Source organism: uncultured Mobiluncus sp. (assembly GCF_963511525.1).
Taxonomy (GTDB): Bacteria; Actinomycetota; Actinomycetes; order Actinomycetales; family Actinomycetaceae; genus Mobiluncus.
This window is the reverse complement of sequence record NZ_CAUPIY010000015.1, coordinates 26,131-53,036: the sequence shown is the minus strand read 5'-3', so window position 1 is coordinate 53,036 and position 26,906 is coordinate 26,131. Positions and strand designations below refer to the sequence as shown.

Sequence of the window (26,906 nt, the reverse complement as noted above, 5' to 3'; positions counted from 1 at the left end):
AAACGCGTAAACAAAAAACAAAACGCTATCGAGATCAAAACCAACAAACCCACTCACCGATCCACCCCAGTTTTCACCGAGATTTCAACAATCGGGGCGTTGCTCACCGCAAAAGTGCGCAACAGATAAAACTATACACGTCACTTTCGGAGGATGCAAATCTGAGTACCTATTCGCACATCCCGGGCGTGTCGGAAAATAACATATCATATATGTTCGCGCAGATAGAGCCACTTGCCTTGCAGCACCGGCTGCACCAAGAATGTTGGCACGCAGGACAGTACAGTTATTAAACAGCTGCGGCCCCGCCGGATACGACGGGACCGCAGCCAAATCTACATAGAGTAGGGTCTCGGTCTAGCAGGCCAAAATCCTAAACTAAAGGACTACTTCACAGAGTTAACCGCTTCCAGCTTTGTGGGCTCGTCCTTGTAAACTTCCGCAGCGTTGTCCTTCGTTGCCACCACCGGAGGCAACAGGAAGGCCGGGACGACCTTCTTAGTGTTGTCGTACTGCTTGTCATCCACTGCGATACCGTTAAGGTCCTTCACGTCCTTTTCGCCCTTCAAGAGCTTCTGAGCCAAAGCCACAACGCTTTCCACCAGCGGCTTGGTCGGCTTGGAAATGGTGGAGTACTGCTTACCCTGCATGATCCACTTCAGAGACTCAATCTCGGAGTCCTGACCGGTCACGACCGGGAGGGTCTTGCCAGCCTGTTCGCAAGAGGACAAGACAGCGCGAGCCAGAGTGTCATTCGGGGAGAGGATACCGTCCGGAACCTTGTCGCCGGGGTAATTCTGAGCCAGGATGGCGTCCATACGGCTCTGCGCGTTCTTGGGATCCCAGCCTTGGGTAGCAGCCTGGGCCTGTGTGTTCTGACCAGAACCAATCGTCACCTTACCGGCATCAATTTCCGGCTGCAATACGGACATGGCTCCGTCAAAGAACTTGGCCGAGTTCGAGTCATCGTTAGAACCCGCTACCACTTCGATGGTCCACGGGCCGCCAGGCTTCTTGGCTTCCAAGCCTTTCAGCAAAGCCTCGCCCTGCTTCACGCCCACGCCAAAGTTATCGTAAGCAACGTAGTAGTCGACGTTCTCAGTTGCCATCAACAGGCGGTCGTAAGCAATGACGGGCACGCCAGCATCAGCAGCCTTCTGCACCTGATTACCTAAGGAGGTGCCGTCAATAGCGCCAATGATTAGAGCCTTCGCTCCATTGGTGAGCATCGTATCAATCTGGTTTTGCTGTTCAGAAACACCATTGTTCGCGAATTGAACCGAGCACTTCAGGCCCTCGCTCTTGCACAGGTCGTTGAAGTACTTCTCGGCTTCTACCCAGTTCTCAGAGGTCTTTTGAGGCATAGAGATGCCCAAATCCAGACCAGTCGAGCTGCTTGCCCCGGCGTCGTCTCCCGACTTATCAGCGTTGCCGGCATTGCCTGCGCAGCCTGACAGTGCGAACGCCAATGCGCCAGCGGCGCCAAGAACGGCGATTCTCTTGATTATTTGCATGGTTACCTCACTTTTGTGTCGAGTCCTGGTGCCCCAGGTTTGGGCAGTTGCCCAAGTTCTTTGTGACTAATTAGGCCTTCGCTTCCTGCTCAGGCGATTCTTTTTTCGAGTCATTTTCAGGCACAAGCGCCGTGTCGGACGATGCTTGGTTACGTTTGCGAGTGGCACTGAATAGGCCAATAATCGAAGGTTTGCCCTGTTTCTTGGACAGTACGTCAAAGGCTACGGCAAGAAGCAGCACCAGACCTTTAATCATCTGAGTCCAGTCTGTGCCCACGCCAAGCAGCTGCAAACCGTTGTTCAGGAAAGCCATCACCAAAGCACCCACCATAGTGCCACCCAAAGTACCAATACCGCCCCAGACTGAAGCGCCACCGATAAATACGGAGGCGATGGCATCAAGCTCCCATAAGTTGCCATCAAACGGTGTAGATGCTCCGGAACGTCCCACGAAGCACACCGCCGCGATAGCTGCCAGGACCGAGGAGTTGAACATTACAAAGAAGTTCACTTTCCTCACCGAGATACCGGTTAATGCCGCGGCCACGCGGTTACCGCCTACGGCGTAGATGCCTCGCCCAAGAGGAGTGTTGCGAGACAGGAAGTTGTAGAACAGGAACAGCAAAATCACGATGATGCCAGAGATAGGCAGGGAAGTCCCCGGTCGTCCAGTCGCAAAAATCCATCCAAACAGCAGGATAATAATGCAAGTAAAGACCACCTGAACCACAAAAATCCAGCTAGCGGGCAGTTCTGCTCCAGCCTTCGCCAGACGGACACGCTTGCGGGTGCGCATGAACACCATCAGGAGAGCGGCAATCATGGCTAAGATGATGGTTTCCGAGTTAATTATCCAATTACCTATGGCTATAGGCGGCAACCAATTCATATAGCCGGCACCGATAAATTTCACCTGATCCGGAACAGGAATCGACAGGGACTTGCCAATAAACTGGTTCATCCCGCGGAACAACAACATACCGCCCAAGGTCACAACGAAGGCGGGAACCCCCACGATGGCAACCCAGAATCCATGCCAGCTACCGATAATCACACCCACAATCAGCGCGACACCGATGCCAAGCCACCAAGGCAACCCCGCTCCGGATTGCTCAGATGTGACCTTCGCCAGCACAATGCCAATTACGGCCGCCACCGAACCAACTGACAGGTCGATGTGTCCAGCGATAATCACCAGCACCATGCCCATTGCCAGAATCAGCACGTAGGTGTTTCCAGAAAGGACGTTTTGCAAGTTTTGAGCGGAAAGAACGGTGCCGCCCGTCAGGAACTGGAATAAAAGAATTTCCAGAATCAAGACGATAACCATAGCCAATTGGCGCAGGTTGCCGCCTAGTAGTTGTTTCAATGCTGGCATTGGTAATTTTCCTCCCTGTTAGGCGGCAGCACTGCCGGATTTAGAAGTTGTGGGGTTCATGAGACGCATGAGCGACTCTTGGTCGGCATCTTTCGTATCGAATACACCGGTGACTTTTCCTTCAAAAATCGTATAGATACGGTCTGTAATGCCCAGTAGCTCCGGAAGTTCTGAAGAAATCACGATGACACCGATTCCAGCGGCAGCAAGTTTGCCGATGAGCGTGTAAATCTCAAATTTGGCGCCCACATCAATCCCACGTGTCGGCTCATCCAGAATCAATACCTTCGGGTCGGTGTACATCCATTTAGCAAGCACGACCTTTTGCATATTTCCACCGGAAAGTGACGATATGAGGTTATCGATTGAAGGGCTCTTGATACGCAAGTTCTGGCGATACTCCTCAGCCGTCTGACGGACTGTGTGCCAATCAATCGCGCGTGTGTTGCCGGTAGCTTTCTTTAGTTTCGCAGAGATAACTTCACCTTTGATGTCATCCAGAAGGTTTAGCCCCTGCACCTTTCGGTCCTCCGGAAGATAGGCCAGTCCGGCTTCAATAGCGGCTGGAACCGACCTCATAAAGATTTCTTTACCTTCCATGAACGTTTGACCAGACTCAAAAATTCCATAGGAATGGCCAAAAACTGAACGTGCCAACTCGGTACGCCCCGAACCCATCAACCCCGCCAGGCCCACGACTTCTCCACTGCGTACCTGGATATTCGAGTTTTTACAGATGAGCCGCTCGGTATTGACCGGGTGATACACTCTCCAGTCTCTAATCTCAAACAGCACTTCGCCAATATGCGGATCACGGTCGGGGAAACGATTGTCCAAAGGCCGACCCACCATGGAGTGAATGATGCGGTCCTCGTCGACGTCACCGTCTTTAACTTCCATAGTCTCAATCGTTTTTCCGTCACGTATCACGGTAATCGCGTCAGAAATAGCAGCGATTTCATTGAGTTTGTGAGAAATCATAATCTGGCTGATACCGCTTTGACGCTGCTGGCGCATCAGGTCCAACAAATGGGCCGATTCTTCCTCGTTCAGTGCGGAAGTCGGCTCATCAAGGATTAGTAGTTTCACGTTCTTGGACAGAGCCTTGGCTATCTCCACCAGCTGCTGCTTGCCCACCCCAATCTCTTTGATAGGGGTATCCGGGTCATCGTCGAGACCCACTTCCCGAAGTAATTCCACGGCGCGTTTTCTAGTCTGGAACCAATCTATGCCTACGCCCTGCTTAATTTCGTTGCCCAAGAAAATATTTTCTGCAATTGAGAGTTCAGGAATCAGTGCGAGTTCCTGGTGGATGATACCAATCCCGGCCGCTTCCGACTCTCGGATGTTCTTAAAACGGCGAACCTCGCCTTGGTAGACGATGTCCCCCTGATAGGTTCCATGGGGCCATACTCCAGACAGCACTTTCATCAGGGTAGATTTACCGGCACCGTTTTCACCACACAGGGAGTGGATAGTGCCCTGTTTGACCTGGAAATTAACATCATCAAGCGCTTTGACACCGGGGAATTCCTTGGTGATGTGGCGCATCTCTAAAATGTTGCCTACATCCTTAGATTCGTTCACTTCTGCTCCTAGACTTCACTGTCTGGCCAATTACACCGAGTTCTTGCGTGAATACGTTCACAAGCCGAACGAAAGTCTACCTATTTGTGTAATCGGTATCAATTCTCAGCCATCTTTGATATTTCAAGTATTTCTGAGCCTATTTCAGGCAGATTTTGACTGTTTCAACGCCGCGGCAAACCCCGGTTGTGCCGGCAGGTTAACCAGGAACATTGCTTGTCCCGCATGGTAAATGTCCGCTTTTCCAACCCAGGTGACGCAGGCGGGCTGATTATTCACGTCAAGTTCATGGGACCATTGTCCTGGATGTTGAATGAATTTGTCTTGCGCGTAAACACAAAACTTGTCAGCCCACTGCTGGGCCAACTGCGGAAGTTGGGAATCTGAACTAAAGCGAGCGGCGAGCTTAGAAATCACCAGGCTTACCCCGATAGCTTCGCAAATGACCCAGTGCATCCGCTGGGAGGAAACCGGGCGGCCCTCGAAGTCTGTCGTGTAGGGAATCCCATCGGCGCCATCGCTACCCCACGCCGCCAGCGCGGTACGGTAAAGTCCCGCTGCGGCCTCGTGAACCCAATCCAAATTCAAATCTAACCCAGCAGCCTCGGCTGCGCCCTGGAGCTGCAAAATCAGACGTGCCCACTCAAAACCGTGGCCCGGCGTGGCTCCCCACGGACGGAAAGGATCGTTCGGCTTATCGCGGTTGTAATCAGAGTCTATACGCCAGTTACTGGTGTAATGTTCGGGGATTCTCCAGTCGTATTCCCTCGCTGACTCATTAATAATTTTCGTGGCAATGGACGCACCCCGCCGCAGGTATTCGGTGTCTGCAGTCGCATCGAAAGCTGCCAGGCACGACTCCAAAGTGTGCATATTCGCGTTCGCACCGCGGTAGTCTTCCAGCTCTGTCCAGTCCCTAGCGTAAGATTCTCGGGCTCTCCCCGCTGATTCGTCCCACCAGTAAGCATCCTGGATGCGCCTGGCTTCGTCCAGCAGTTCGCGCGCCCCCGGAATTTCCGCGACAGTGGCGGAACTGGCCGCGACAATCACGAACGCATGTGCATAGGCTTCCTTACGGGGTCCTTTCACGAGGTTGGGTCGAGACTGCCCTGACGCATCGAGTTCGGTTTCAATCCAAGAAAACCAACCGCCGTGTTCATGGTCCGCAAAGTATTCCCGCAGGGCATGAATCCCGTGAGTAGCCAGTTCGCGGGATTGCTCGGGATGTATCCCCGCCAGGGTGAACAGCGAAAACATATGCGTCATTCGGCAATTAATCCACAGTTGTGCCCCTAGCTCGGGCATGATGTCACCATTCGGACCGAGATAACCAAATCCGGCGGGAACCTTAGATTTCATGCCGAATTCACACAACGCTGGAAGCTCACGGGCAGCCAAAGAACGCAAATCAAGAATTTCACACATGACTGAAATTCTAATGTAGCCCCACCTAGCTCACGGGGATACAGAATATTCAAAATAGTTAAGGTCTAAAAACAGCTGTGTGTGCGAACCAGCGTCTGTTCGCACACACAGATTTATGTATTTATAGGGGAAATCTAAGCAGCGCGGTTATAGGTAAGGCACTCGCCTGTCTTTCCACCAACTTTGACGGCAGTCGCCTGACACTCCAGGTGCTCATTGAAGCTGCAGTCGGATTTCTGGCAAGCCCCGACCGCGGCTTGCTTTCCGAGGCCTCCGACCTGAGGCAAGGCAATAAAGGTGGAGCAGCCCTTGGTGCCCATGGTCATCGCGGTGGCTTGGCAGCCGTCGTGGTTGTAAGAGCAATCGGATACTGCGCAATCACTAACTACTGGTTGAGTACTCATGGCTTCTTTCCTTTCGGGATAAGTAACAGAAATGAATAAGTCTTAATTACAACTGTCAACTATTTTTTCTCGATTGTAAACCCTAACCTTAACAACCGGCGTTTCCGCAGTTCAGAACCTTGCAATAATAACAAAACGTATTAATTGCTTATATTAAAAAGCATATATGTAGATTTTTAAATAACATTGACAATTCTAATTCGAGCTGATTATGCAAAATAGATGTAACCTAAAGACGGATTTAACTACCCTTCCCCGATCCGAAGGTCAAAACCTCCACACCCAGCGCTGACAGGTGTCGATTCATTATATGAGACAAATCTGCTCGAATACTGGACATGACTGTACTTCGAACGAAAAACTGCGTACCTTTATCTTGTGACCGGTCCGGATTCGGACCAAATCGGTTTCAGTATGGAATTGCGAAAACTTTGGAGGAAACGATGAACAAATACCGCGATTTTGACAACTATCTCAAGGAATACCCCGACGAAAAGGGATACTTCGGCAAATACGGCGGCAACTACCTGCAGGACCCGGAGCTGGTCAAAGCCTTTGACGAGTACGCCGAGGCCTACCAGACGATTGCTCAATCCGCCCAATTTATTGCCGAGCTGCGCCGCATTCGTAAGGATTTCCAGGGCCGGCCCACCCCGGTGTACCACTGCCAGCGCCTGAGTCAGAAACTGGGCCGCACCCAGATTTATCTGAAGCGCGAGGACCTGAACCATACCGGGGCGCACAAGCTCAATCACTGCATGGGCGAGGGGCTGCTTGCAAAATACATGGGAAAAAAGAAGCTCATCGCGGAAACCGGTGCCGGACAGCACGGTGTGGCCCTAGCCACCGCCGCCGCCTACTTCGGCCTGGAATGCGACATCTACATGGGTGAAGTCGACATCGCTAAGCAGGCTCCGAACGTGGCGCGCATGAAAGTGCTGGGCGCGCGCGTGATTCCAGTCAGTGCGGGTCTCAAGACCCTGAAAGAAGCCGTGGACGCCGCTTTCATGGCTTATTCCGAGGAATACCACGACGCGATTTACTGTATCGGTACCGCCGCCGGTCCGCATCCTTTCCCAGTTATGGTGCGCGATTTTCAAGAGGTGGTTGGAGCCGAGGCCAGGGCTCAGTTCCTGGAACAGACCGGACATCTGCCGGATAAAGTGATGGCCTGCGTGGGTGGCGGTTCCAACGCCATCGGCATGTTTGTCCCCTTCCTGGCCGATCCGGTAGAGATTTACGGCGTGGAACCACAAGGCCGGGGCACGGCATTGGGTGATCACGCGGCTTCCATTACCTACGGCGGCGAAGGCGTGATGCACGGATTCAACTCAATTATGCTCGCGGACGAAAAGGGGGAACCCGCGCCGGTCTATTCCAACGCCTCCGGCCTGGACTACCCCTCGGTTGGCCCCGAACACTCCCTGCTACACGATATGGAACGCGTCAACTACGTGACCATTCGAGACGAGGAAGCTATTGAAGCCCTGTTCTTGCTCTCGCGCTTGGAAGGCATTATCCCCGCCATCGAAAGCTCTCACGCTCTGGCTTACGCCATCAAGGAAGCCCGTAAGGGCAAGACGGGATCCATCCTGGTGAACCTGTCAGGTCGCGGGGATAAGGACCTCGACTACGTGATTGAGCATTACGGCACCGGCGAGGAATACGTCAAATAGGCCAAAGCTCTAAAAATGTTTTGTTCCCGGACCATTTGGTTCGGGAACAAAACATTTAAAGGTGAAATAGGATTCGGTTACAGTCCGAGTTCGCTTACAATCAGGGACTTTACCGTTCCGGCATCGGCTTGACCGCGGGTGGCTTTCATAACCGGGCCCATCAGCGCACCGATAGCCGCCATCTTGCCGCCTTTAATCTTTTCGACGACATCCGGGTTATCAGCAATCGCCTGCTTCACAGCAGTTTCCAAAGCGCCCGTGTCGGAAACGACCTCCAAGCCACGTGCCTTCACGACTTCACCGGGATTGCCCTCGCCTGCCAGCACGCCCGCGATAACCTGTTTGGCCAACTTGTCGTTAATCTTGCCGTCCTCGACGAGGCTTTGCAGTTCGGCCACTTGGGCGGGAGTAATCGCCATTTCCTCCAGGTCTTTTTCCTCGCCCTTTGCCAAACGCGCGATTTCGCCCATCCACCACTTGCGAGCTCCGCCCGCGTCGGTTCCGGCTGAAACCGTTTCCTCAATGAGGTCCACCGCGCCGGCGTTGACAATGTCGCGCATTTCGATGTCGGTGAATCCCCACACACCCTGCAGGCGCTTGCGCCTCACGGCAGGAAGTTCGGGCAGGGTCTGACGGATTTCCTCCACCCATTCCCGGCTCGGCGCCAATGGCACCAAATCCGGTTCGGGGAAGTAACGGTAATCCTCGGCATCGGATTTCTCGCGGCCCGAAGAGGTCGTCCCGTCCGCCGCGTGGTAGTGGCGGGTTTCCTGGACAATCTTGCCGCCCTCGGCAAGGATTGCCGCTTGGCGACGCATCTCGTAGCGCACGGTTTTTTCGATGCCTCTAAAGGAGTTCACGTTCTTGGTTTCCGTGCGAGTCCCCATCGGGTCCTCCGGTTTATTGCGCAAAGACACGTTCACGTCTGCGCGCACATTGCCGCGTTCCATCCGGGCTTCACTGACCCCGATAGCCCGGAAAATATCCCGCAAGGTACGCACATAAGCGGCGGCAACCTCGGGGGCGCGGTTCCCGGTCCCGGTGATGGGTCTGGTAACAATTTCTACCAGCGGCACTCCGGCGCGGTTGTAGTCCACCAGGGAGTGATCCGCTCCTTGGATACGGCCGTCTTCCCCGCCAATATGGGTGTTCTTGCCGGCGTCTTCCTCCATGTGGGCACGCTCGATTTCCACCCGGTACACGCTACCGTCCTCCAACTCGACATCGAGCCAGCCGTCGTAACAGATTGGCTCATCATATTGGGAGGTCTGGAATGCCTTAGTCAGGTCGGGATAGAAATAGTTTTTCCGCGCGAACCGGCAGTACTCGGCGATTTGGCAGTTCAGCGCCAAACCGATACGAATCGCGTACTCCACGGCACGCTTGTTCACCACCGGCAAGCATCCGGGCAACCCCAGGGAAACCGGGGTGATGTTTGTGTTCGGTTCGCCCCCGAAAGTATTGGGAGCCGCGTCGAACATCTTGGTTTTCGTGCCCAGCTCAACGTGAACCTCCAACCCCAAAACGGGATCGAAACGTTCGGTAGTCTTTTCGTAGCTCATCAATTTGTCGCTCATTTTGCGCCCTCCTTCCATGCCGCGGCCGGGCAGGGCGGCATCGGCTCCTCCGACTTTGCCAGTTGGGCTTCCATCCGGGCTGCCACCTCATACATGGTGACGTCCCCGCGGGCGGGAGCCAGCACCTGCACCCCCACGGGCATACCGTCTTCCGGGGCCACCCCGGCAGGAATCGAAATACCGGGAATCCCAGCCAAGTTGGCGGGAATGGTCGCCACATCGTTCAGGTACATACTCATCGGATCGTCGAGTTTGTCGCCAAACTTGAAAGCGGTGGTCGGGGCGGTAGGTGTGAGCAGCACATCACACTGTGCAAAGGCTGCCGCCAGGTCACGCTGTAGCAGAGTACGCACCTTTTGCGCCGAACCGTAGTAAGCGTCATAGTAACCCGCAGATAGCACGTGAGTACCCAAAATAATGCGGCGCTTCACTTCATCACCGAAGCCCGCCTCACGAGTCGCCGCCATCATGCGTTCCGTGGTAACCTCGCCGTCCTGCGGCAACACCCGCAGACCGTAACGAACCCCATCGAAACGAGCCAGGTTAGACGACACTTCTGCCGGCATAATCAGGTAATAGGCCGCCAAAGCATACTCAAAGGAAGGGCAATCCACTTCGATAACGTTCGCCCCCGCCTTTTGCAGACGCTCCACAGCCTGCTGGAAACGCTGCAACACCCCAGCCTGGTAGCCTTCGCCTTGCAGCTGCTTGACGACCCCGACACGCAAACCGGTCGCATCTGTGCCAATTTCGGCCAGCGCCCCGGTAATGTCCGGTACCGGTTCATCCAGAGAGGTGGAATCCAGCGGATCGTGCCCCCCGATAATCATCTGTAGCGCCGCCGCGTCACGAACGTCACGAGTGACCGGGCCAATCTGGTCCAGGGAGGACCCCATCGCAATCAAACCGTAGCGGGACACCGCACCGTAGGTCGGTTTCGCGCCGACGGTACCGGTCACAGCCCCGGGTTGACGAATGGAACCGCCCGTGTCCGAACCCAGCGCCCACGGCACCATGAAGGCTCCCACCGCCGCGGCCGAACCGCCGCCTGATCCGCCCGGAATCCGCTCCAAATCCCACGGGTTGCGGGTCGGGCCGAAAGCCGAGTGCTCGGTAGACGATCCCATGGCGAACTCATCCATGTTGGTTTTACCCATAATTGGCAGTCCCGCCTCTTGGAGCTTGAGCACGATGGTGGCGTCATAGGGCGGCAGCCAGCCTTCCAGGATTTTTGAAGCGCAGGTGGTGGGTTTGCCCCGTTGCACCATATTGTCTTTAATCGCGATTGGCACTCCCGCAAAAGGATGCAGTTTCTTGCCGGCAGCGCGGTCTGCGTCGACCTGTTTAGCGGTTTGCAGTGCCCCTTCCACGTCAACAAACAGGAAAGCGTGGACGTCCTTCTCGAGGTGTTCAATCCGGTCGGCAAACACCCGCACCAGTTCCTCGCTGGTGACCTCTTTGGCCGCCAGCTTCGCGGCCAAATCGTGGGCAGACAACAGGTAAAGTTCTGTGTTACTCATATTTACTCCTCCCCGATAATCTTGGGTACGCCGAACATCCCGCGGTCTGGCTGCGGGGCGGCTTGGAGTACTTCATCGTGGTCGAGGCATTGACCCACCTCGTCCTCACGCCACACATTCGTGAGCGGAATCGGGTGCGAAGTCGCCGGAATGTCCGGTTTCGCTACCTCGTTTACTTTCGCCACCGCCTGGGTAATCACGTCCAGTTCAACAGCGAATTTTTGGATTTCTTCCTCGGTCAGCGCAATTCGGGCCAAGCCAGCGACGCGCCTCACTTCATCAGCATCAATAGTCGACATACCTTAGAGTCTAACGAAAATCCAGCGTGGCGGTTAAACCTTGCTGTCTGGGGCGCCGCCGCTTCGCCATGCCCTGCCCAGATGGTAAAACTGGCGGAGCAAAAGCAACTAAGCCTTGGGGAACCAGGAAAGCCTTTTCGGGCTTGTGCCCTGACACGCTGGTGGCACTGGGATTGCGTCCACTACACTGTTAGTGGGAAAGGAATACAAATATGGGCAAACGAGCGGGAGAACTGCAACACGGAATGCACAGTCGTGGTAGTGCGAAGCCGCGCGGTGAGGCCTTCCGCCGGATCGCCCGTTTCTTTACCCGGCTTTCTGAACTGGCGGTAAAGACCCCTCAGGAACTGCCCAAAGTGTTGGCACGATTTTTTGGTGGGTTCCTGCTGTTTGAGCTCATTGCCGGGGCGATAACAGTCGTTATCGATACTCTGAGAACCTGGCGTCAGTCCACTGTCAAGCCTTTTCCGATCACTCAACTGCCCGAAATCAGTTTCGCCGAGGACAAGATGCAGGTCTACACCTCGGGGATTGAGGTATACACCGCGATGCTGCAAGCCATCCGTTCGGCGCAATCTCACGTCTTCTTTGAGACTTTCATCTGGAAGAATGACGAAATCGGGCATTTGTTCAAAGAGGCTTTGATTGACGCCGCCAAGCGCGGGGTCGAGGTCTTCATTATTTGGGATGCTTTCGGCAACATCAATGTTCCCTCCGCCATGACTCGCTTCCCTCACCTACGTAACCTGCACGTTCTGCGTTTCGGGCTGTTTCGTTCGTTCTTTCTCTCGCTGCGTTCCACCGGGCGCGACCACCGCAAACTCCTCACCGTTGACAACAAGGTTGGGTTTATTGGTGGGTACAATATCGGTTCACTCTATGCGACTCAGTGGCGCGATACCCACCTGCGTGTGACCGGCCCGTCAGTGTGGGAGCTGACCGACGCTTTCACCGATTTTTGGAATGCTCATAAAACCCGGCATCTGCCTAGGCTGCCCCAATTTAAGCCCCGCCAGTGGATTCCTGAAATCGAAGTGGCTCGCAACGAACCGAACCGTCTGCTATTCCCTGTCCGCGGCCTGTATATCAAAGCGTTGAACAAGGCTCGAAAGCGGTTTTGGATTACTCAGGCTTACTTCATTCCGGATCGGGATATTTTGGACGAACTCATTGCGGCAGCGTGGCGCGGGGTGGATATTAAAGTGCTGATGCCGGAAACCTCCAACCATATTGCGGCCGACTGGGTGGCTCGCTCATACTATTCCCCAATGTTGGAGGCCGGGGTGGAAATCTGGCTCTACCAGGAGGCTATGGTCCATGCCAAGACCGCTACCGCCGACGGCTGCTGGACCACAATAGGGACCGCGAACATCGACCGTCTGTCTATGACCGGCAACTATGAAATTAATATGGAGATTTTTTCCACCGACCTGGCCGACCAGATGGAACAAGTGTTCCTCAACGACTTGACCAACGCTCGGCAACTCACCCTGGAGCAGTGGGAGGAACGACCCGTCGTTAATCGGGTCATTGAGCGTCTGTTGCGCCCGCTCGGCTCGGTTTTGTAGAGCTGGATATTCAGGGGTTTCGCCCACACGTCAGGAATCCGCCGGTGGCTACCCGCGGCTTGCACTGCGCTCAGAACCATGCTGCCCACGTCTCGACCCGGGCTGCCGCCAATCGCAGGACTGGCTCAGGTTCGCGACAAGCCCTTTTCTAGCAGGGCGTTGAAGTCAGCAGATTCGATGACGGGAATGCCCAGCGCCTGGGCTTTCGCCAGTTTTGACCCCGCGCCTGCACCGGCCACGACCAGGTCAGTTTTTTTTGATACCGAACCGGTCGCTTTCCCTCCGCGGGCTTCTACCGCTAACTGGGCGGATTCACGAGTGTAGCCGGGGACGTTTCCGGTGATGACTACGGTCAGGCCGGCCAGGGTTGGTGCTAATTCCCCAGCCAGAGAGGTTCCGCTCGCCGTTTCAGCTTGGCTGACTGCCCCGACTCCCGCGGCTTCCCAAGCATCAACGATTTCTTGATGCCACGGGACTGTGAACCAGTCGTGAATAGAGGCGGCAATGACCTCGCCTACTCCCTCGACTTCACCGAGCTGTTCCACGCTAGCGGCTCGGATAGCAGACATCGTGGCAAACTGTCGGGCTATGGTCCGAGCCGCGACCGGGCCCAGATGCCGAATGGATAGGGCCACCAAAACCCGCCACAGTTCTTTTGACTTCGCAGCTTGTAGCTGCTCAAAGAACGTCTGGACGACTTTCCCAGCCACGGGAGGCCCGAAGCGCTGTCCGGTAGCTTCCTGAGCGGCTTTCGGCAATGGTTTTGGTTTCGCCCAAAAGAACCGAACCTGTTGCCAATCCCGACCGTCAGTGCCCGGAATCTCGCGCCACACCATCACGTCGCGTAAATCCTCAGGCTGCAAAGCAAACAAACCCGCTTCTGAAGTCAGGACCGGGGACTGAACAGGCGGCAAGAGATCCTCGATAGCTTCCAGGCCGAGTTCCTGACCAGGCCGAACAGCGACAATGGTTCCGTCCTCCAGCTCACAGCGACCCCCAGCCGCGAGGGCAGCAGCCACATCGGCGCGCCCGAACTCCGGCTGGGTTAGCGCTAGAGCGCCTTCCTCACCCAAGCCCTCAATGTCCAAGGCGTTGCGTGAGCCTACGTGAATGAGCCTCTCGGTAATCTGTGCCGGACATCCCGACTGATTGGGACAACGTAAGTCAATGTCACCTTCCTTTTGCGCTCCGAGCCTAGTCCCGCAGGAGGGGCAGGTATCGGGCATCACCCATTGGGGCAAACCAGCTGGCCGGAGGGACATTACCGGCCCTAAAATTTCGGGAATGATGTCCCCTGCTTTGCGCAACACGACGGTGTCGCCGGGCCGTACGTCTTTCCGGGCGACTTCTTTGGCGTTGTGCAGCGTGGCGCGCGAAACGTAGGAGCCGTCAACCAAGACCCGCTCCATCACCCCGAAAGGTGTGACTCGTCCGGTGCGTCCCACCTGCACCTCGATACCCAGCAAACGGGTGTGGACCTCTTCGGGAGGAAACTTGTAGGCACACGCCCAACGTGGCGCCCGCGCCGTAGACCCCAGGGCGTCCCGTTGTGCAAAGCTGTCAACTTTCAGCACTACGCCGTCAATCTGGTGGGCAAAATCGTGACGATGCGCCGTCATCTGGTCTAAAACCGAGTGAACCTCGGAGAGGGAGCGCATTCCCGCCAGAGGTAGCCCCAAGCTGGCGGGGGTTTCCCGCACGGAATGCAAACCCCACGATTCCAATAGCTCATAAAAGTCCTCTTGGGTCCCCAGCTGCGCTACCGCTTCGGGGCTAGCCCAACGTACTTCCCCAACCCCGTGGGCTAAAAACGCGAGGGGACGTTTAGCGGCCTGGTCGGGGTCTTTTTGTTTCAAAGAGCCGGTGGCCGCGTTGCGCGGATTAGCAAACAGTTTTTCTCCGTCCCGTTCGCGGGCCGCATTCATAGCGTCAAAATCCGCCAACGGCAGGTATACTTCGCCGCGAATTTCCACCAGTTCCGGCACTGTTTCACCATCGAGACGCACCGGCACGGTCGCGATGGTTTTCACGTTTTCAGTCACGTCCTCGCCGGTAAATCCATCCCCGCGCGTAGCCCCAACCGCGAGCGTCCCGTGAAGGTAGGTCAAACTCATGGCCAACCCATCTACCTTGACCTCGGCAGAAACCGAGAAATCCTGGCCATCGAGGCTCTTGTCCACCCGCGCCCACCACGCGTCAACCTCCGTGTAAGAGAAAACGTCATCGATAGATCCCATCTGTTGCAGGTGGCGATGCGGGGGGAACCCTTCCGTACTCGCCGTTTGCCCGCCACCCCCGACTGTTTGCGTTGGAGAGTCCGGGGTCACCAGGCCGGGGTAGGCCGCCTCCAACAGCTGCAGTTGTACGAACAAGGCGTCATAGTCCGCATCGCTCAGCCGGGTCACGCCGGTTTCAGGAGTTTCGTCGTAGTAGTCCGTGCGCGCTGCCTCGATTTGGTCCACCAGGTCAGCATGTTGGGCTAAAGCAGCCTCAGGGATAGAGGTTTGTTTCTTCACGATTCCATCTTAAGGCCAGCCGGAGACGAAAAGTCCGCAGTTTCGCCCCGGCGCTGTTTGCACAGAATTTGTCGCTGTGTCGCCCGAAATTAACCGGGGCTTCCTTCCTGAGACCCCCCGCGAACCCTTACGTCGCTAAACTTGGATACGAAACTGAATCCGATGGTTAGGAGACGAAATGGAAGCCAGTATTTTTGTGGCCGATGGTGTCGAGGAATGTGAAGCCCTGCTGGTCGTGGACTTGCTGCGACGCGGAGGCATCGAGATACAAACGGTGGCGGTCAACGATGCCGCCGGTGATGATGAAAAGGCGCGAACCATCGTGAGTTCGCACCGGGTTCCCCTGACTTGCGATGAACACATCAACAACTTTGCTCCTAGCGGCGAACAAGTCCTGATTATTCCCGGTGGCAAGCTCGGGGTAAATAATCTCAAGGCATCAGCCAAACTATCCCAGATTCTGCGTTCTCACCAGGGGAATCTGGCGGCGGTGTGCGCCGGGCCGACCGTGTTGGGGGCGCTGGGCTTGCTCGATGAGCACAGAGCAACTGTTTATCCCGGTTTCCAAGACGGCCTGGGGAACGCCGACTATTCCGATGCCGGCTTGATTCGTGATGGCCGGATTATCACCGCGCGGGCGCTGGGCTCCTCCATCGACTTTGCTTTGGCTATTATTTCTCTGCTGCGCGATGAGGCTCAGGCACAACAGGTCGCTGCCCAGATTTGCTACCAAACTCACTGATTTTTCTGGTTTAGGTTCTTACGACTACTATCCTGGTTCTCCGGATCAGAACTGCGCTCTAAACAGGTTTTGCACAACTTTTTGAGGGTTATCAACAAGTCCTCACCTACGGTTATCCACAGCCTGTGGATAACCGTTTGCGAAAATCGGTTGTGGTCCCTAACTTGAGGGTATGGAACATTTTTTGCAACCACGGGCGGCTCTGACATCTCCCCTGCTCTGGGTCGTTATCAAAGGACCCGATTCAGGCCAAGCATTGCCCGCGATTCCAGGGATTTTTGGCAGACTGAGCGGACTGAGCGACCCGCAAGTCTCGCGTCAAAATCTGCACCTGGAGCCGTCGAAAAAAACTTTGCGCGCTTTGCCGTTTCCCGGTTCCGCGCCTGTGTACAAAATGTGGAAAACGTTGCCCTGGACCCACCGGATACGTCGGGCCTGCCGCCTCAAGCCCGGTGCGCGCCTAAAACTTGGGGCCACCATCTTGCGCCTAAGCTACCGTCCACCTGACCTTCGTCTGACTCCTCCCCCGGCGCCGCGACAGTTTGCGGGACGCACCGCTTTGTTTATGTTCCTGCCGCTGCTGCTCATGTTGGGTTTGGGGGCTTTCCTGGGGTGGCGCCTGCTGGTGATTCTGGGCATTGCCGGCGTGATTACCCTGGTGGTGTTCATCCGACGGGCATTGGCGGTACCGACCCCGGAAAAGCTGTGGCTCGCCGCTGCTGCTCCCCTAGTGACGCCCTCGCAAAAGGTCAGCGTGATTCGGGTGTTTTCGGGTCGGAAACTGCGCCGGCGCGTCCTGCAGATTCAACCGGGAGAAACGCTGTGTTTCACAGGAGCAAAAGGCGCGGACCAAGCCCGGTGGGTCATCGCCCAGGCCATCCTGTTTGGTCAGGCTCGGCTCAGCGAAAAGAATCCCGACCCGTGGCGCGGAATCAAACCTCGCGAAGAACCGGGCCAGACCTCACCGCAAACCCTGGTGATTCGCGTGTTTAACCCCGGCGAAACCCCGCATTTGGAGACGGACGAAGTCGGGATGACCATCACCGCCGATACCCCTCCGCCATGGGCGCAACGTATCCTCAATCCGCCCCCACGCCGCCGTGTTATTACGGCCGCCTGGTTCGGCTCTCTCCTGGAGGCCTTGGGGGACAATCCGCGACGCCTTAGCTTGACCGCCATACCCCCCGCCGAAAGCCTGCCCGACTTGGTTGATGTCAGCCAGTGGTGGCAAACCAGTCCCGAAGCTATCACCCAAAGCTGGCAGGCACCTCCCCCAGGCTTGTGCGCTCAGCTCGGGGTGAGCACCGCAGAACGTCCGTGGCTGGTTGATTTGGTGAAAGAAGGACCTCACGCCCTGGTGGCGGGCACGACCGGGGCCGGGAAATCGGAGCTGCTGACCACGTGGTTGATGGCACTGGCTTTGCACTATTCTCCCCGCGATTTACGGTTTATTTTGCTCGATTACAAGGGCGGGGCGGCATTCGAGGCGCTGGGGGCGCTACCCCACACTCACGGCGTGTTGACGGACTTGACGCCGCAACTCACCTCTCGTGCTCTAGCGTCCCTGGAGGCATTCCTGAAGCAGCGAGAGACGGTTCTGTCCCAGGTTAAAGCCCGCGACCTGGAGCATTATCACCAGCTCACCGGGCAACGGCTGCCTAGAGTCCTCATCGTGGTGGATGAATTTCGCGCCCTTGCCACGGATCATCCCGAAACTTTGGAAAACCTGATTCGCCTGGCTACGCACGGACGTTCGCTGGGACTGCACCTGATTTTGGCTACACAAAAGCCCGGTGGGGTGGTTAACGGCCAGATTCTGGCTAATACCAACCTACGGATTGCCCTGCGGGTTCGTTCTCCCCAAGACTCGACCGAGATACTCAGCGATACGCGGGCGGCGAGCCTCCCGCCCATTCCGGGGCGTCTGTTTTGGGAGGGGCTCACCTCCGGCGTGGCACAAGCCGCCTGGTGCGGAAAAGCCGACTGGGTACGCCACTGTGTGGATCAGATTCGCCAAGCCTGGGAGCAAGGCTGCGACAATGCACGCCTACCGGAAATCTGGTGTCCCGATCTGCCATTGGCCACACCGTGTCCCCCCGGCAGTTTCGCCCTGCTGGACTTTCCCCACCAGGCTCGCCAAAGCTGGCGTTTGCCCCAAACGAGCTTGGGGATTTTCGGCAATCCCGGCAGCGGACGAACCACCGCCGTAGCCTCCCTGACCACGACGTGGCTGAGGCAAAATCGCTCGGTGATAGTCATCACCCCCAACCCGTCGGCGTTCTGGAACCGGTGGAGCGGATTGAGCGAACCGTTAGTCTCCCCGCTCCAACACATTCTCACCGTATTCTCCCCGAAAGACTTGTGGAAACTCGATCAATTCATCTCCTTAGCGGCTGACTGTGGTTTAGAAGGGACCGCGGTGGCTATTGACCGCGCGGATTTACTGGCTGACGAGCTGGAACGGCTCTATCCGGGCCAGGGGGTCAAGCGCCTGGAAACGTTGCTGAGCGAAAATGGGGCGGGGGGCTATTTGCTGGCTTTCACGGCTCCGTTGGGCGCTGGGCATACGGCTTGGGGAGCCTTGGCTGGGGAAAAGTATGTGTTGTGCCCACGCGATACGGTGGATTTGCATTCTGCCGGCATTGAATCCAACGGAGTGCGCGGGCGTTTGAGCGACGCATTGCCTGCCGTAGTCGCGCCCGGCCGCGGGGTGTGGCAAATCGGCAACACGTGTGCCACTGCCCAAATCGGTCTGCCCAACTGTGAGGGCTTAGCCGAAATAGTTGGCACCACGCCTGGTGCGGACTGTCCTGACGGTACCCCTACGGCCTCGAGAGGTGAGTCAATTGTCTTAACAGAGATGCCGAAATTATTTTCCCATCGAGAAATGCCACGCGCCGCCCAGCTTGTTACGTTAGGCTGGTCCTCATCGCGCCGCGATTGGCTGAGCCTTTCGCCCGCGCGGCGCCACTGGGTAGTGGACGACCTCGCCGAGATGCGTCCCCTGGTGGCTCAATTGAAACGGGAATATCGCCGTCTCGGTTATCGGGTGATTGAGGCAGAAGATTTTGAACTTGAACACATTGACCGCGATACCTTTGTCATTGTCTCCAATTCTGAACATAGCACCCCTAACCTGAATATTTTACGGGAGTGTATTGAGAGTAGCCTGAAGTTTGACCTAACATTCCTAGAATTGCGTTCACCTGGGCTTATGCCGGGAAATTTAACCCTCTCATTACCGGATTTTACCAATCGGAAAGTAACACTAACCCATTTAGGAAACACCATCGAAGCCAGACATCGGGCGGCAAATTACCTCGATATCGAGATGGATTTTGTCCGAAAACTCCAGGTTATTGGCGAATTTCCAGCGATTTATCAGACGGGCTCCGAAGTGGGCGCGCTACTCCCTCCAAGTGCTAATGTGACACATATCACCTGATTTTTGAAAAATTCTTCATTTACATCTCTTGAAAATGCGCTGGAATGATGTCACCCTTGTTAAGTCGAATTTATTCCACGCAAAAGTTTTACAAATCCCTAACCGATTCTTTTGCACCGAACTCTAAGGAGCAATTATGGACTGGCGTGATCAAGCAGCTTGCTTAACCGTAGATCCTGAACTTTTCTTCCCCGTGGGGAACACCGGCCCGGCATTGGCTCAGATTGAAGAAGCTAAGGCTGTGTGCGCGACCTGCCAGGTTGTGGACGTTTGCCTGAAGTGGGCTCTGGACAATAACCAAGATGCCGGCGTCTGGGGCGGCACCAGCGAGGATGAGCGTCGTTCTTTGAAGCGTCGCAATGCCCGCAATGCCCGTGCGCGCCGCGCTTCGAGCCTCTAAGTTACACGCCTCTGGGGGCGTCAAACCCAGGAAAGACCCCGCTGGTGGTGAGCGCATTAGGTGGCTCACCACCACGGTTTTTTTACTAGCCCGACAGGCGACCGGAAGCTGCCGGCTTACAGCTTGGTAGCGGTGAGGCGCACAATCGTACCGCTCGCGGGAGGCTCTCGGTTTTCCCACTGCACCGTCCCGACCAGTTCGGTTTTGACCAAAGTCTGGACAATCTGAGTGCCCAAGCCTGAACCGACCGAGTTGCCGGTGAGTCCATGCCCGTCGTCGGTCACCGTCACCACCAAAGTCTCGTTGTGGTCGTCCCGGTGGGCCTCGACCTCTACCACCCCGCCACGGCCTTCCAAACCGTGTTCAATCGCGTTGGTCACCAGCTCGGTAAGCACCAACCCGAGGGCAGAGGCCGCGTCCGCTCCCAGCGTCCCAAAGCTGCCCAAGAAACGCGTCTCCACGAAGTGGTCGGAGGACGCCGCGGTCGCCACCAAAGCCAGTAGTTTACGGAACGTGTCGTCAAAAGACACGGTCTCATCAACCGTATGTGACAGTGCCTCGTGCACCATCGCAATAATCGAAATTCGCCGTTCCGCCTGAGACAATTCCTCTTGAACCACCGCGTTATCCGAACGGCGAGCTTGCAGGCGCAACAGAGCGCTGACCGTTTGGAGGTTGTTTTTCACCCGGTGATGCACTTCGCGAATGGTGGCATCTTTGCTCAACAGTTCCTTTTCACGATGGCGTTTTTCGGTCACATCACGGCACAGCAGCAGGGCTCCAATCCGTTCCCCTTCCTCGACCAGCGGTAGCGAACGAATGGTCAAATTCACTCCGCGCACGTCAATCTCGGCCAGGGCAGAAGATCGTCCCTGAAGCACCGTTGACAAATCCTCATCGATGACGGCGCCTTTTTCCAACAGCGGCAAGACGGAGTCGCTAAGTTTCGTGCCATGGAGCTGGTTGTGAAAACCAAGCCGTTTAAAAGCAGAAATCCCGTTCGGTGAACAATGTTCTACCAGCCCCTCATTGTCCAGCATCAAGGCCCCATCGGCCACCCGGGGATTGCCGTGCTTACCGGTAGTCGGAGTGACCTCGAAGGGAAAGTCTCCGGCTGCCACCATCTTCCACAGTGTCCGGGAAACCGCTTTAAACCAACCCTCGCCACCAATCTCGCCGACCTGGAAAGCCAGGTTGGTCTCAATCGCCAGGACTCCAATGTTTCGTCCCGCAAAAGGCACGGGCACCAGTACCTCGGATACCGTGTTCATCCCCGTCCAACGTCGTACGGGGTTCTCGATAATCTCGCCTTTTAACTGGACCTGTTCCAGCAGGGGCAGACGAGTGGCAGGCAAGTTTAGCCCAATCACGTCATCGAGGTGAACCGTAGGTCCGGTGGCTGGACGGCAGTGAGCCGCGCAAGACATGCCGTCATAACGGTTCGGCAACCACAGCAACAGATCGGCTTGGGACAGGTCAGAGATGATTTGCCAATCCGACACCAAACGATACAGCTGTTCTACAGCATCTTCGGTCAATGCCTGGAATGGGGGTTCCCCCAGGGAGCGTTTAAACGTCGACACCTTCTCAGGTTATGCGTTGGGCTGTGTTTTGAGCAACCTGCATCTAGAATATAAGGGTAATTGATGCTTCAGGAGAGACCCGACATGAAATTCACCCAGACCCTGGCTTATCCCGGATCTCGCGCCCAAGTCACCGCGATGTTAAAAAACCCGGAATACTATAAAAAACGCTGGGCGGATTTGGATGATCACGCCCAAGTTGATTTGAGCCTGGTCGATAACCGTATCCGGGTATCTTCCACCGTGTCCATTTCTACTGAATACCTGGACCAACTGGCCAACAAGCTCAATACCGGGCTGAACCTAAAAGTGGTGGAAGTCTGGGATTTGAATCAGTCCGGGTGGGTTGAGAACGGCACTATGAGCGGCTCGATGGCGGGTGTCCCCGTAAAGTTTTCGACCACTATGGTGGCGAAATCTGAGCCAACTCCGCAATCCGGCACCGAGATTACGCTGGAGGGCGAAGTTACCTGCGCGATTCCTTTTTTTGCGGTAGGAGTGGAGCGAGCCGTGATAAAGACCATTGAAAACGCCTTCGCCAAAGAGACCGTCAAGGCGGACGAATTTTTGCTGTAGGGGTCCCTGATACAGTGGTTCTATACCGCCTTCAGCGTGTTTAAGAAGGGAAGATATGACCATCACCGACCACCAATATGAGGACTTGCTAGCCGACATTATGTCCCACGGAGTGGAAAAACCCGACCGTACCGGCACGGGAACCCGCTCGATTTTCGGGCGCCAGCTGCGCTATGACCTCTCGCAAGGCTTCCCCGCCATCACGACCAAGAGTCTGTACTGGCACGGCGTGGTCGGCGAACTGCTGTGGTTCTTACAGGGGGGAACGAACAACCGCTGGCTAAAGGAGAACAACATCCATATCTGGGACGAGTGGGCGGATGACTCGGGGGATTTGGGACCAATCTACGGCCATCAGTGGCGTGCCTGGCCCACCGCAGCCGGCCCGGTGGATCAGGTGAGAAACCTGCTCGATACCCTGAAGAACGACCCCTCTTCTCGGCGTATGCTGGTGTCGGCCTGGAACGTTTCGGAGTTGGATCAGATGGCGCTGGCTCCCTGCCATGCTTTCTTTCAATGCTGGGTCGGGCAAGGCCGGCTCTCCCTGCAGATTTACCAGCGTTCGGCGGATATGTTCCTGGGGGTGCCTTTCAACATCGCCTCCTACGCTTTGCTGACCCATATGCTGGCTCAACAGTCTGATTTACAGGTCGGCGAACTCGTGTGGACCGGCGGAGACTGCCATATCTATGCCAACCACGTGGACCAGGTCACTCAACAGCTGTCCCGCGAGCCTTTCCCCTTCCCCACTTTGGAACTGGATAGAGCCGACTCTATTGACGGCTACACTTTTGACATGATTCGTCTGGCGAATTATCAACACCACCCCAAGATTTCCGCTCCCGTAGCGGTCTGACGTGAGAGGCAGCATGGTCGGCTTGAATCCTGGCGCAAATAAACCGGTACACAATCCCTACGGATGGACTCCGCCTGTCTCTCCTGACCCGACCCCCATCCCGGAGGTCTCACCGACTGATTCCCGCGCCGGACACGGTATCGGTGTCCTCGGGATGATTTGGGCTGAGGACAAGGCAAAAGTGTTGGGTGCTGGCGGCAAAATGCTGTGGCACGTCCCCGCGGACTTCAAGCATTTCAAAGACACTACTATGGGTAATCCAGTGATTATGGGACGCGCCTCGTTCCTCTCCCTGGGACAGGCTCTGCCCGGTCGGCGCAATATCGTCCTCACCGGGTCTCGTGAGTTCACCGCCCCTGATGTCGAGGTAGCCCACAGCCTCAACGAAGCGTTGGAACTGTGCGCCAACACCCCCCAGGTGTGGATTACCGGCGGAGCGAAAGTGTATCGCGAAGTCATGGAGCTCGGACTGGCGGATTTACTGGTAGTCACCCAGCTGGACATGACCGCGATGGTGCCTCCAATGAGCACGGTGGCTTATGCCCCGGTCATCGATCCGGTTCTCTGGCAACTGGATCTGACCCGTTCGGACGAAAACTGGCGCCCGAAATCCGGGGACGCTGCCTGGCGGGTACGCTACTACATCCCCCGCTAAACGTTCCGGCCCCGCAAAGGACGGCGGGTTCGGTCACACCGAGAGTTACGGCACGATTCCGAACCCGTCGCGAAGAGGAAAATGTATCCCTAGAGATGCAGTCGCCGCATAGCTTTCAGGGCGAATTTTAAGACCGTGACGTATTGTTCCTGGCTCAATCCCATAACCGGAGCGATAGGAACCGCGCGGTTTTGCACGGCAATCGTACGCGATTCCATGTATTTATGGATGCCCTCGATACCGTGGCGACGCCCCAGACCAGAATCTTTCCAGCCACCCATAGGAGCATCGGTGGAACCCCAGGCGGCGGTGAACCCCTCGTTGACATTGACCGTGCCCGCCTCAATCCGACGTGCCACCGCCACAGCGTGAGCCGGCTTGCCCCAAACCGAGGCGTTCAAGCCGTAATTCGTGTCATTGGCCAGGGCTATGGCCTGTTCATCGGTATGGAAACGATACAGAGAAACCACGGGACCAAACGTCTCATGGTCGTACAGGGTCATTCCCTCCTCGACACCTTCCAGAAGGGTGGGCGCATAAGCGGTGTAGCTAATTTCGGGCAGTGCATGGCCGCCGGCCAGAGCTACCGCGCCCTTGCTCAGAGCGTCCTGAACTTGGGTATCAATCGTTTCGAGCTGGTGGTCGGAAACTAGAACCCCCATATCGGCCTCCCAATCAAAGGAAACCTCAACCTTCATATCGTTGATACGTTTGATGAGCTTAGCTTTGAACTCGTCATAAATCGAGTCTTGGACATAGAGACGTTCAATGGAAACACAAAGCTGACCAGTATTGGCGTAGGCAGACCGCACCAGGCCTCGCACCGCGTCGTCAACCTTTGCGTCCTCCAGCACTATCATCGGGTTCTTGCCGCCCAGTTCAGCCGAAACCCCAATCAGGTTTTCGCCCGATTGCTTGGCAATAATCCGTCCCGTAGCGGTGGAACCGGTAAACATCATGTAGTCAACCTGTTTAATGAGCGGGGTTCCCAGTTCGGAGCCACGTCCGGGCACCATAATGAACAAATCAGGATCCAACCCGGCCTCGACCATCAGGGCTTTGCCGACCACCACCGACAGCGGAGTGTTGGAATCCGGCTTGGTCACAATGGCATTACCAGCCGCCAAAGCCGCGATAGCGTCCGTAATCCCCATCGACAGCGGGTAGTTCCACGGCGCAATTACCCCCACAACTCCCTTGGGCTCATACATTACGAAAGTGCGCGTCACGCCAGGAAACGCCCCGCGGCGGCGCTCATCGCGAACCGCGTGAGAGAGAGTGCGCGCATAGTAACGGCAGTTCAGGGCAATATCCTGGATTTCGTCATAAGCGTGGTAGCGAGACTTGCCGGTTTCCCACTGAATCACGTCGAGGATTTCGTCCATGTGCTGCCACAGCAGGTCATGAAGTCTATACAAAAACTGCGCCCGGGTGGCGGCAGGAGCCTTGCCCCAGCGCCGCCCCGCACTACGGGCACGCACGATGGCTTGATCCAAGTCTGCCAGGGTGGCTTGGGGAACCCCGAAAGCATCAATTCCAGTAAATGGGGACTGGACGGCTCGTAACGGACGGCCTTCCGGCAGTCCCACCACCCGCTCCAGGTTTGGCACCAAACTACGGAAAGAAGCCTCACAGCGCTGGTGCATCTGACGTGCTTGGGCTTCGGCTTGGGCAGAAGGATAAATCGTCTTAGTTTCCGTATCGGACATCGCAGTCTCCTTTGACAGTTCAGTATCACACCATTGGGATATACATCCATCTTAGGACAGATTACTCATCTACGAAAGGTGAACGCCGTTTAGGAAAAAACCGTCATTGCCTTCATTCCGTAACGGCTACGCCGAGTTGCCGTTTGCCCTTCCGGAACAAGACAACCCCGCCCGGCAGCACATCTGCGGCGGTAACGACCCGACTTTCGTCCTCAACCTTTTCGTTATTGAGGTACGCACCCCCGGAGGCGACAGTACGTTTTGCCGCCCCAATGCCCTTTTCCAACCCCGAGTCCACCAACAGATGCAAAATATTGGTTTCTCCCAGCACAGCCTGGGTCCGCGGCAGGTCCGCAGTGGCCGCTACCAGGGTTTTCCCGTCGACCTCACGCAGGTCGCCGCGTCCGAACAGCGCCGTCGAAGCGGCCTTCACCCGCTCGGTTTGATCCGCCCCGTGCACCAGGGTGGTCACGGCTTCAGCCAAAGCTCGTTGGGCAGCGCGCTTCCCCGGGTTTTGCTGTGTTTCGGTTTCCAATGCTTCGATTTCCTCGCGGCTCAGGAAAGTAAAGACTTTCAGCAAGTTGACTACGTCGGCGTCCTCAGTATTCAACCAGAACTGGTAGAACGCGTAGGGACTGAACATTTCCGGATCGAGCCAAATCGCCCCGCCCTCGGATTTGCCAAACTTGGTGCCGTCTGATTTCGTAATCAGAGGCGTCGTCATCACGTGGACATCTTTGCCTTCAACCTTACGAATCAGGTCCATGCCCCCGACCAGATTGCCCCACTGGTCGTTGCCCCCGGTTTCCAAGGTGACGCCGTATTTGCGGTACAGCTGCAGGTAATCATTGGCTTGCAGGATTTGGTAAGAAAATTCTGTAAAAGAAATGCCTTCTTCGCTCTTGAGTCGCCGTGCCACGGCGTCCTTGGACAGCATGGTACCCATCCGGAAGTTCTTGCCCAGGTCGCGCAGTAAATCAATCGCGGACAGGGGCGCGGTCCACTCCAGGTTGTTGACCATTCGCGCCGGATTATCGCCCTCGAAATCGAGGAAACGCTCGATTTGGTGCTGCAGACGGTCCGCCCAGCCCGCCACCGTTTCCTTGTCCTGCAGCTGGCGTTCCGAAGTCATACGCGGGTCACCAATCAAACCGGTCGCTCCCCCAACCAGCGCGATGGGATGGTGTCCTGCCAGCTGCAAATGGCGCATCATAATGAGCTGCACCAGGTGTCCGTGATGCAGGGATGCCGCGGTCGGGTCGAAGCCGCAATAGAACGTGAGCGGACCTTCGTTCAAAGCCCGGCGCAACGCGTCCAAATCGGTGTGTTGCTTAATCAGGCCCCGCCAAGTCAGTTCGTCAATCAGATCGCTCACGTTTACTTCCTTCAATAGTTCGTTGTCATCGCGTTTTCACGCCCCTCTATGCTACCGGGTTTGCCGCGTGCATACGAAAAGGCCGAATGCTTGCGTGGCGG

General features: G+C 56.2%; 21 protein-coding genes. 9 read left to right on the top strand and 12 right to left on the bottom strand.

The window, feature by feature from the left end:
- On the top strand, window positions 1-293 hold a 293-nt coding region (locus RQ935_RS09355), incomplete at its 5' end, for a hypothetical protein (RefSeq protein WP_311498148.1).
- A 93-nt stretch (window positions 294-386) separates the two neighbouring features.
- On the opposite strand, the gene RQ935_RS09350 is transcribed toward RQ935_RS09355, so the two are convergent.
- From RQ935_RS09350 to RQ935_RS09330, 5 genes are all read right to left on the bottom strand, one after another.
- Window positions 387-1,514 carry a sugar-binding protein gene (locus tag RQ935_RS09350; RefSeq protein WP_295027381.1) on the bottom strand — a complete coding sequence of 376 codons (1,128 nt, stop codon included), beginning with the start codon at window positions 1,512-1,514 and terminating at the stop codon, window positions 387-389.
- A 70-nt stretch (window positions 1,515-1,584) separates the two neighbouring features.
- Window positions 1,585-2,892 (bottom strand): sugar ABC transporter permease, encoded by a 1,308-nt coding sequence (locus RQ935_RS09345; RefSeq protein ID WP_295027380.1) that lies wholly within the window; start codon window positions 2,890-2,892, stop codon window positions 1,585-1,587.
- Between the two features lie 18 nt (window positions 2,893-2,910).
- A complete protein-coding gene (locus RQ935_RS09340; RefSeq protein ID WP_311498152.1) occupies window positions 2,911-4,443 on the bottom strand; it encodes an ATP-binding cassette domain-containing protein in 1,533 nt (510 codons plus the stop codon).
- 180 nt (window positions 4,444-4,623) lie between these two features.
- Window positions 4,624-5,904, bottom strand: coding sequence for an AGE family epimerase/isomerase (locus tag RQ935_RS09335; protein WP_311498147.1), 1,281 nt, complete (start codon window positions 5,902-5,904; stop codon window positions 4,624-4,626).
- A 134-nt stretch (window positions 5,905-6,038) separates the two neighbouring features.
- Complete coding sequence (locus RQ935_RS09330; RefSeq protein ID WP_311498146.1) at window positions 6,039-6,308, bottom strand: hypothetical protein; 270 nt, start codon at window positions 6,306-6,308, stop codon at window positions 6,039-6,041.
- Between the two features lie 443 nt (window positions 6,309-6,751).
- Between RQ935_RS09330 and trpB the strand changes: the two genes are divergently transcribed.
- A complete protein-coding gene (gene trpB, locus RQ935_RS09325; RefSeq protein ID WP_311498145.1) occupies window positions 6,752-7,984 on the top strand; it encodes a tryptophan synthase subunit beta in 1,233 nt (410 codons plus the stop codon).
- A 77-nt stretch (window positions 7,985-8,061) separates the two neighbouring features.
- Here trpB and gatB read toward each other — a convergent pair whose 3' ends face one another.
- From gatB to gatC, 3 genes are read right to left on the bottom strand one after another with little or no spacing between them, the layout of a single operon-like run.
- Window positions 8,062-9,561, bottom strand: coding sequence for an Asp-tRNA(Asn)/Glu-tRNA(Gln) amidotransferase subunit GatB (gene gatB / locus RQ935_RS09320; protein ID WP_311498144.1), 1,500 nt, complete (start codon window positions 9,559-9,561; stop codon window positions 8,062-8,064).
- Window positions 9,558-11,081 (bottom strand): Asp-tRNA(Asn)/Glu-tRNA(Gln) amidotransferase subunit GatA, encoded by a 1,524-nt coding sequence (gatA, locus tag RQ935_RS09315; RefSeq protein WP_311498143.1) that lies wholly within the window; start codon window positions 11,079-11,081, stop codon window positions 9,558-9,560. The genes gatB and gatA overlap by 4 nt, the downstream gene beginning before the upstream one ends.
- A 2-nt stretch (window positions 11,082-11,083) precedes the next feature.
- A complete protein-coding gene (gene gatC, locus RQ935_RS09310; RefSeq protein WP_311498142.1) occupies window positions 11,084-11,380 on the bottom strand; it encodes an Asp-tRNA(Asn)/Glu-tRNA(Gln) amidotransferase subunit GatC in 297 nt (98 codons plus the stop codon).
- 245 nt (window positions 11,381-11,625) lie between these two features.
- Here gatC and RQ935_RS09305 point away from each other — a divergent pair, with 245 nt between their 5' ends.
- Window positions 11,626-12,948, top strand: a complete 1,323-nt coding sequence (locus RQ935_RS09305) for a phosphatidylserine/phosphatidylglycerophosphate/cardiolipin synthase family protein (RefSeq protein ID WP_399532399.1) — start codon at window positions 11,626-11,628, stop codon at window positions 12,946-12,948.
- Between the two features lie 125 nt (window positions 12,949-13,073).
- Here the strand turns inward: RQ935_RS09305 and ligA are convergent, their stop codons facing one another.
- The gene (gene ligA, locus RQ935_RS09300; RefSeq protein WP_311498151.1) at window positions 13,074-15,467 is read right to left on the bottom strand and encodes an NAD-dependent DNA ligase LigA; all 2,394 of its coding nucleotides are present in this window, start codon (window positions 15,465-15,467) and stop codon (window positions 13,074-13,076) included.
- Between the two features lie 175 nt (window positions 15,468-15,642).
- On the opposite strand from ligA, the gene RQ935_RS09295 reads away from it, so the two are divergent.
- The 3 genes from RQ935_RS09295 to RQ935_RS09285 all read left to right on the top strand — a co-directional run bounded on the left by RQ935_RS09295 (window position 15,643) and on the right by RQ935_RS09285 (window position 20,051).
- Window positions 15,643-16,206 carry a DJ-1/PfpI family protein gene (locus RQ935_RS09295; RefSeq protein ID WP_311498140.1) on the top strand — a complete coding sequence of 188 codons (564 nt, stop codon included), beginning with the start codon at window positions 15,643-15,645 and terminating at the stop codon, window positions 16,204-16,206.
- A 172-nt stretch (window positions 16,207-16,378) separates the two neighbouring features.
- Window positions 16,379-19,651, top strand: a complete 3,273-nt coding sequence (locus tag RQ935_RS09290) for an FtsK/SpoIIIE domain-containing protein (RefSeq protein WP_311498139.1) — start codon at window positions 16,379-16,381, stop codon at window positions 19,649-19,651.
- A gap of 136 nt (window positions 19,652-19,787) precedes the next feature.
- Complete coding sequence (locus RQ935_RS09285) at window positions 19,788-20,051, top strand: WhiB family transcriptional regulator (protein WP_295027371.1); 264 nt, start codon at window positions 19,788-19,790, stop codon at window positions 20,049-20,051.
- A 116-nt stretch (window positions 20,052-20,167) separates the two neighbouring features.
- On the opposite strand, the gene RQ935_RS09280 is transcribed toward RQ935_RS09285, so the two are convergent.
- The gene (locus tag RQ935_RS09280) at window positions 20,168-21,634 is read right to left on the bottom strand and encodes a sensor histidine kinase (protein ID WP_297346548.1); all 1,467 of its coding nucleotides are present in this window, start codon (window positions 21,632-21,634) and stop codon (window positions 20,168-20,170) included.
- 63 nt (window positions 21,635-21,697) lie between these two features.
- Between RQ935_RS09280 and RQ935_RS09275 the strand changes: the two genes are divergently transcribed.
- Genes RQ935_RS09275 through RQ935_RS09265 form a run of 3 tightly spaced genes read left to right on the top strand, consistent with a single transcriptional unit; the run spans window position 21,698 to window position 23,721 of the window.
- Entirely contained in the window at window positions 21,698-22,210 is a 513-nt protein-coding gene (locus tag RQ935_RS09275; protein ID WP_311498138.1) for a DUF2505 domain-containing protein, read from the top strand.
- A gap of 55 nt (window positions 22,211-22,265) precedes the next feature.
- Window positions 22,266-23,066: a thymidylate synthase gene (locus RQ935_RS09270; protein ID WP_307741352.1), complete on the top strand. Its 801-nt coding sequence runs from the start codon at window positions 22,266-22,268 to the stop codon at window positions 23,064-23,066.
- A gap of 13 nt (window positions 23,067-23,079) precedes the next feature.
- Window positions 23,080-23,721 (top strand): dihydrofolate reductase, encoded by a 642-nt coding sequence (locus tag RQ935_RS09265; protein ID WP_311498150.1) that lies wholly within the window; start codon window positions 23,080-23,082, stop codon window positions 23,719-23,721.
- Window positions 23,722-23,810: 89 nt separating this feature from the next.
- On the opposite strand, the gene RQ935_RS09260 is transcribed toward RQ935_RS09265, so the two are convergent.
- Together RQ935_RS09260 and tyrS are read right to left on the bottom strand one after the other, a co-directional pair.
- Window positions 23,811-25,430 (bottom strand): succinic semialdehyde dehydrogenase, encoded by a 1,620-nt coding sequence (locus RQ935_RS09260; RefSeq protein ID WP_311498137.1) that lies wholly within the window; start codon window positions 25,428-25,430, stop codon window positions 23,811-23,813.
- A 112-nt stretch (window positions 25,431-25,542) separates the two neighbouring features.
- Window positions 25,543-26,805, bottom strand: coding sequence for a tyrosine--tRNA ligase (tyrS, locus tag RQ935_RS09255; protein ID WP_282921795.1), 1,263 nt, complete (start codon window positions 26,803-26,805; stop codon window positions 25,543-25,545).
- Window positions 26,806-26,906: the final 101 nt, after the last annotated feature.

Excerpts from the sequence above, each read along its gene's own strand:
- RQ935_RS09340 (WP_311498152.1), bottom strand. The coding sequence starts at position 4,443 with ATGCGCCACATCACCAAGGAATTCCCCGGTGTCAAAGCGCTTGATGAT.
- gatC (WP_311498142.1), bottom strand. The coding sequence starts at position 11,380 with ATGTCGACTATTGATGCTGATGAAGTGAGGCGCGTCGCTGGCTTGGCC.
- RQ935_RS09330 (WP_311498146.1), bottom strand. The coding sequence starts at position 6,308 with ATGAGTACTCAACCAGTAGTTAGTGATTGCGCAGTATCCGATTGCTCT.
- RQ935_RS09270 (WP_307741352.1), top strand. The coding sequence starts at position 22,266 with ATGACCATCACCGACCACCAATATGAGGACTTGCTAGCCGACATTATG.
- gatB (WP_311498144.1), bottom strand. The coding sequence starts at position 9,561 with ATGAGCGACAAATTGATGAGCTACGAAAAGACTACCGAACGTTTCGAT.
- RQ935_RS09260 (WP_311498137.1), bottom strand. The coding sequence starts at position 25,430 with ATGTCCGATACGGAAACTAAGACGATTTATCCTTCTGCCCAAGCCGAA.
- RQ935_RS09305 (WP_399532399.1), top strand. The coding sequence starts at position 11,626 with ATGCACAGTCGTGGTAGTGCGAAGCCGCGCGGTGAGGCCTTCCGCCGG.
- gatA (WP_311498143.1), bottom strand. The coding sequence starts at position 11,081 with ATGAGTAACACAGAACTTTACCTGTTGTCTGCCCACGATTTGGCCGCG.
- RQ935_RS09335 (WP_311498147.1), bottom strand. The coding sequence starts at position 5,904 with ATGTGTGAAATTCTTGATTTGCGTTCTTTGGCTGCCCGTGAGCTTCCA.
- RQ935_RS09345 (WP_295027380.1), bottom strand. The coding sequence starts at position 2,892 with ATGCCAGCATTGAAACAACTACTAGGCGGCAACCTGCGCCAATTGGCT.
- trpB (WP_311498145.1), top strand. The coding sequence starts at position 6,752 with ATGAACAAATACCGCGATTTTGACAACTATCTCAAGGAATACCCCGAC.
- RQ935_RS09285 (WP_295027371.1), top strand. The coding sequence starts at position 19,788 with ATGGACTGGCGTGATCAAGCAGCTTGCTTAACCGTAGATCCTGAACTT.
- RQ935_RS09290 (WP_311498139.1), top strand. The coding sequence starts at position 16,379 with ATGGAACATTTTTTGCAACCACGGGCGGCTCTGACATCTCCCCTGCTC.
- RQ935_RS09275 (WP_311498138.1), top strand. The coding sequence starts at position 21,698 with ATGCTTCAGGAGAGACCCGACATGAAATTCACCCAGACCCTGGCTTAT.
- RQ935_RS09295 (WP_311498140.1), top strand. The coding sequence starts at position 15,643 with ATGGAAGCCAGTATTTTTGTGGCCGATGGTGTCGAGGAATGTGAAGCC.
- RQ935_RS09350 (WP_295027381.1), bottom strand. The coding sequence starts at position 1,514 with ATGCAAATAATCAAGAGAATCGCCGTTCTTGGCGCCGCTGGCGCATTG.
- RQ935_RS09265 (WP_311498150.1), top strand. The coding sequence starts at position 23,080 with ATGGTCGGCTTGAATCCTGGCGCAAATAAACCGGTACACAATCCCTAC.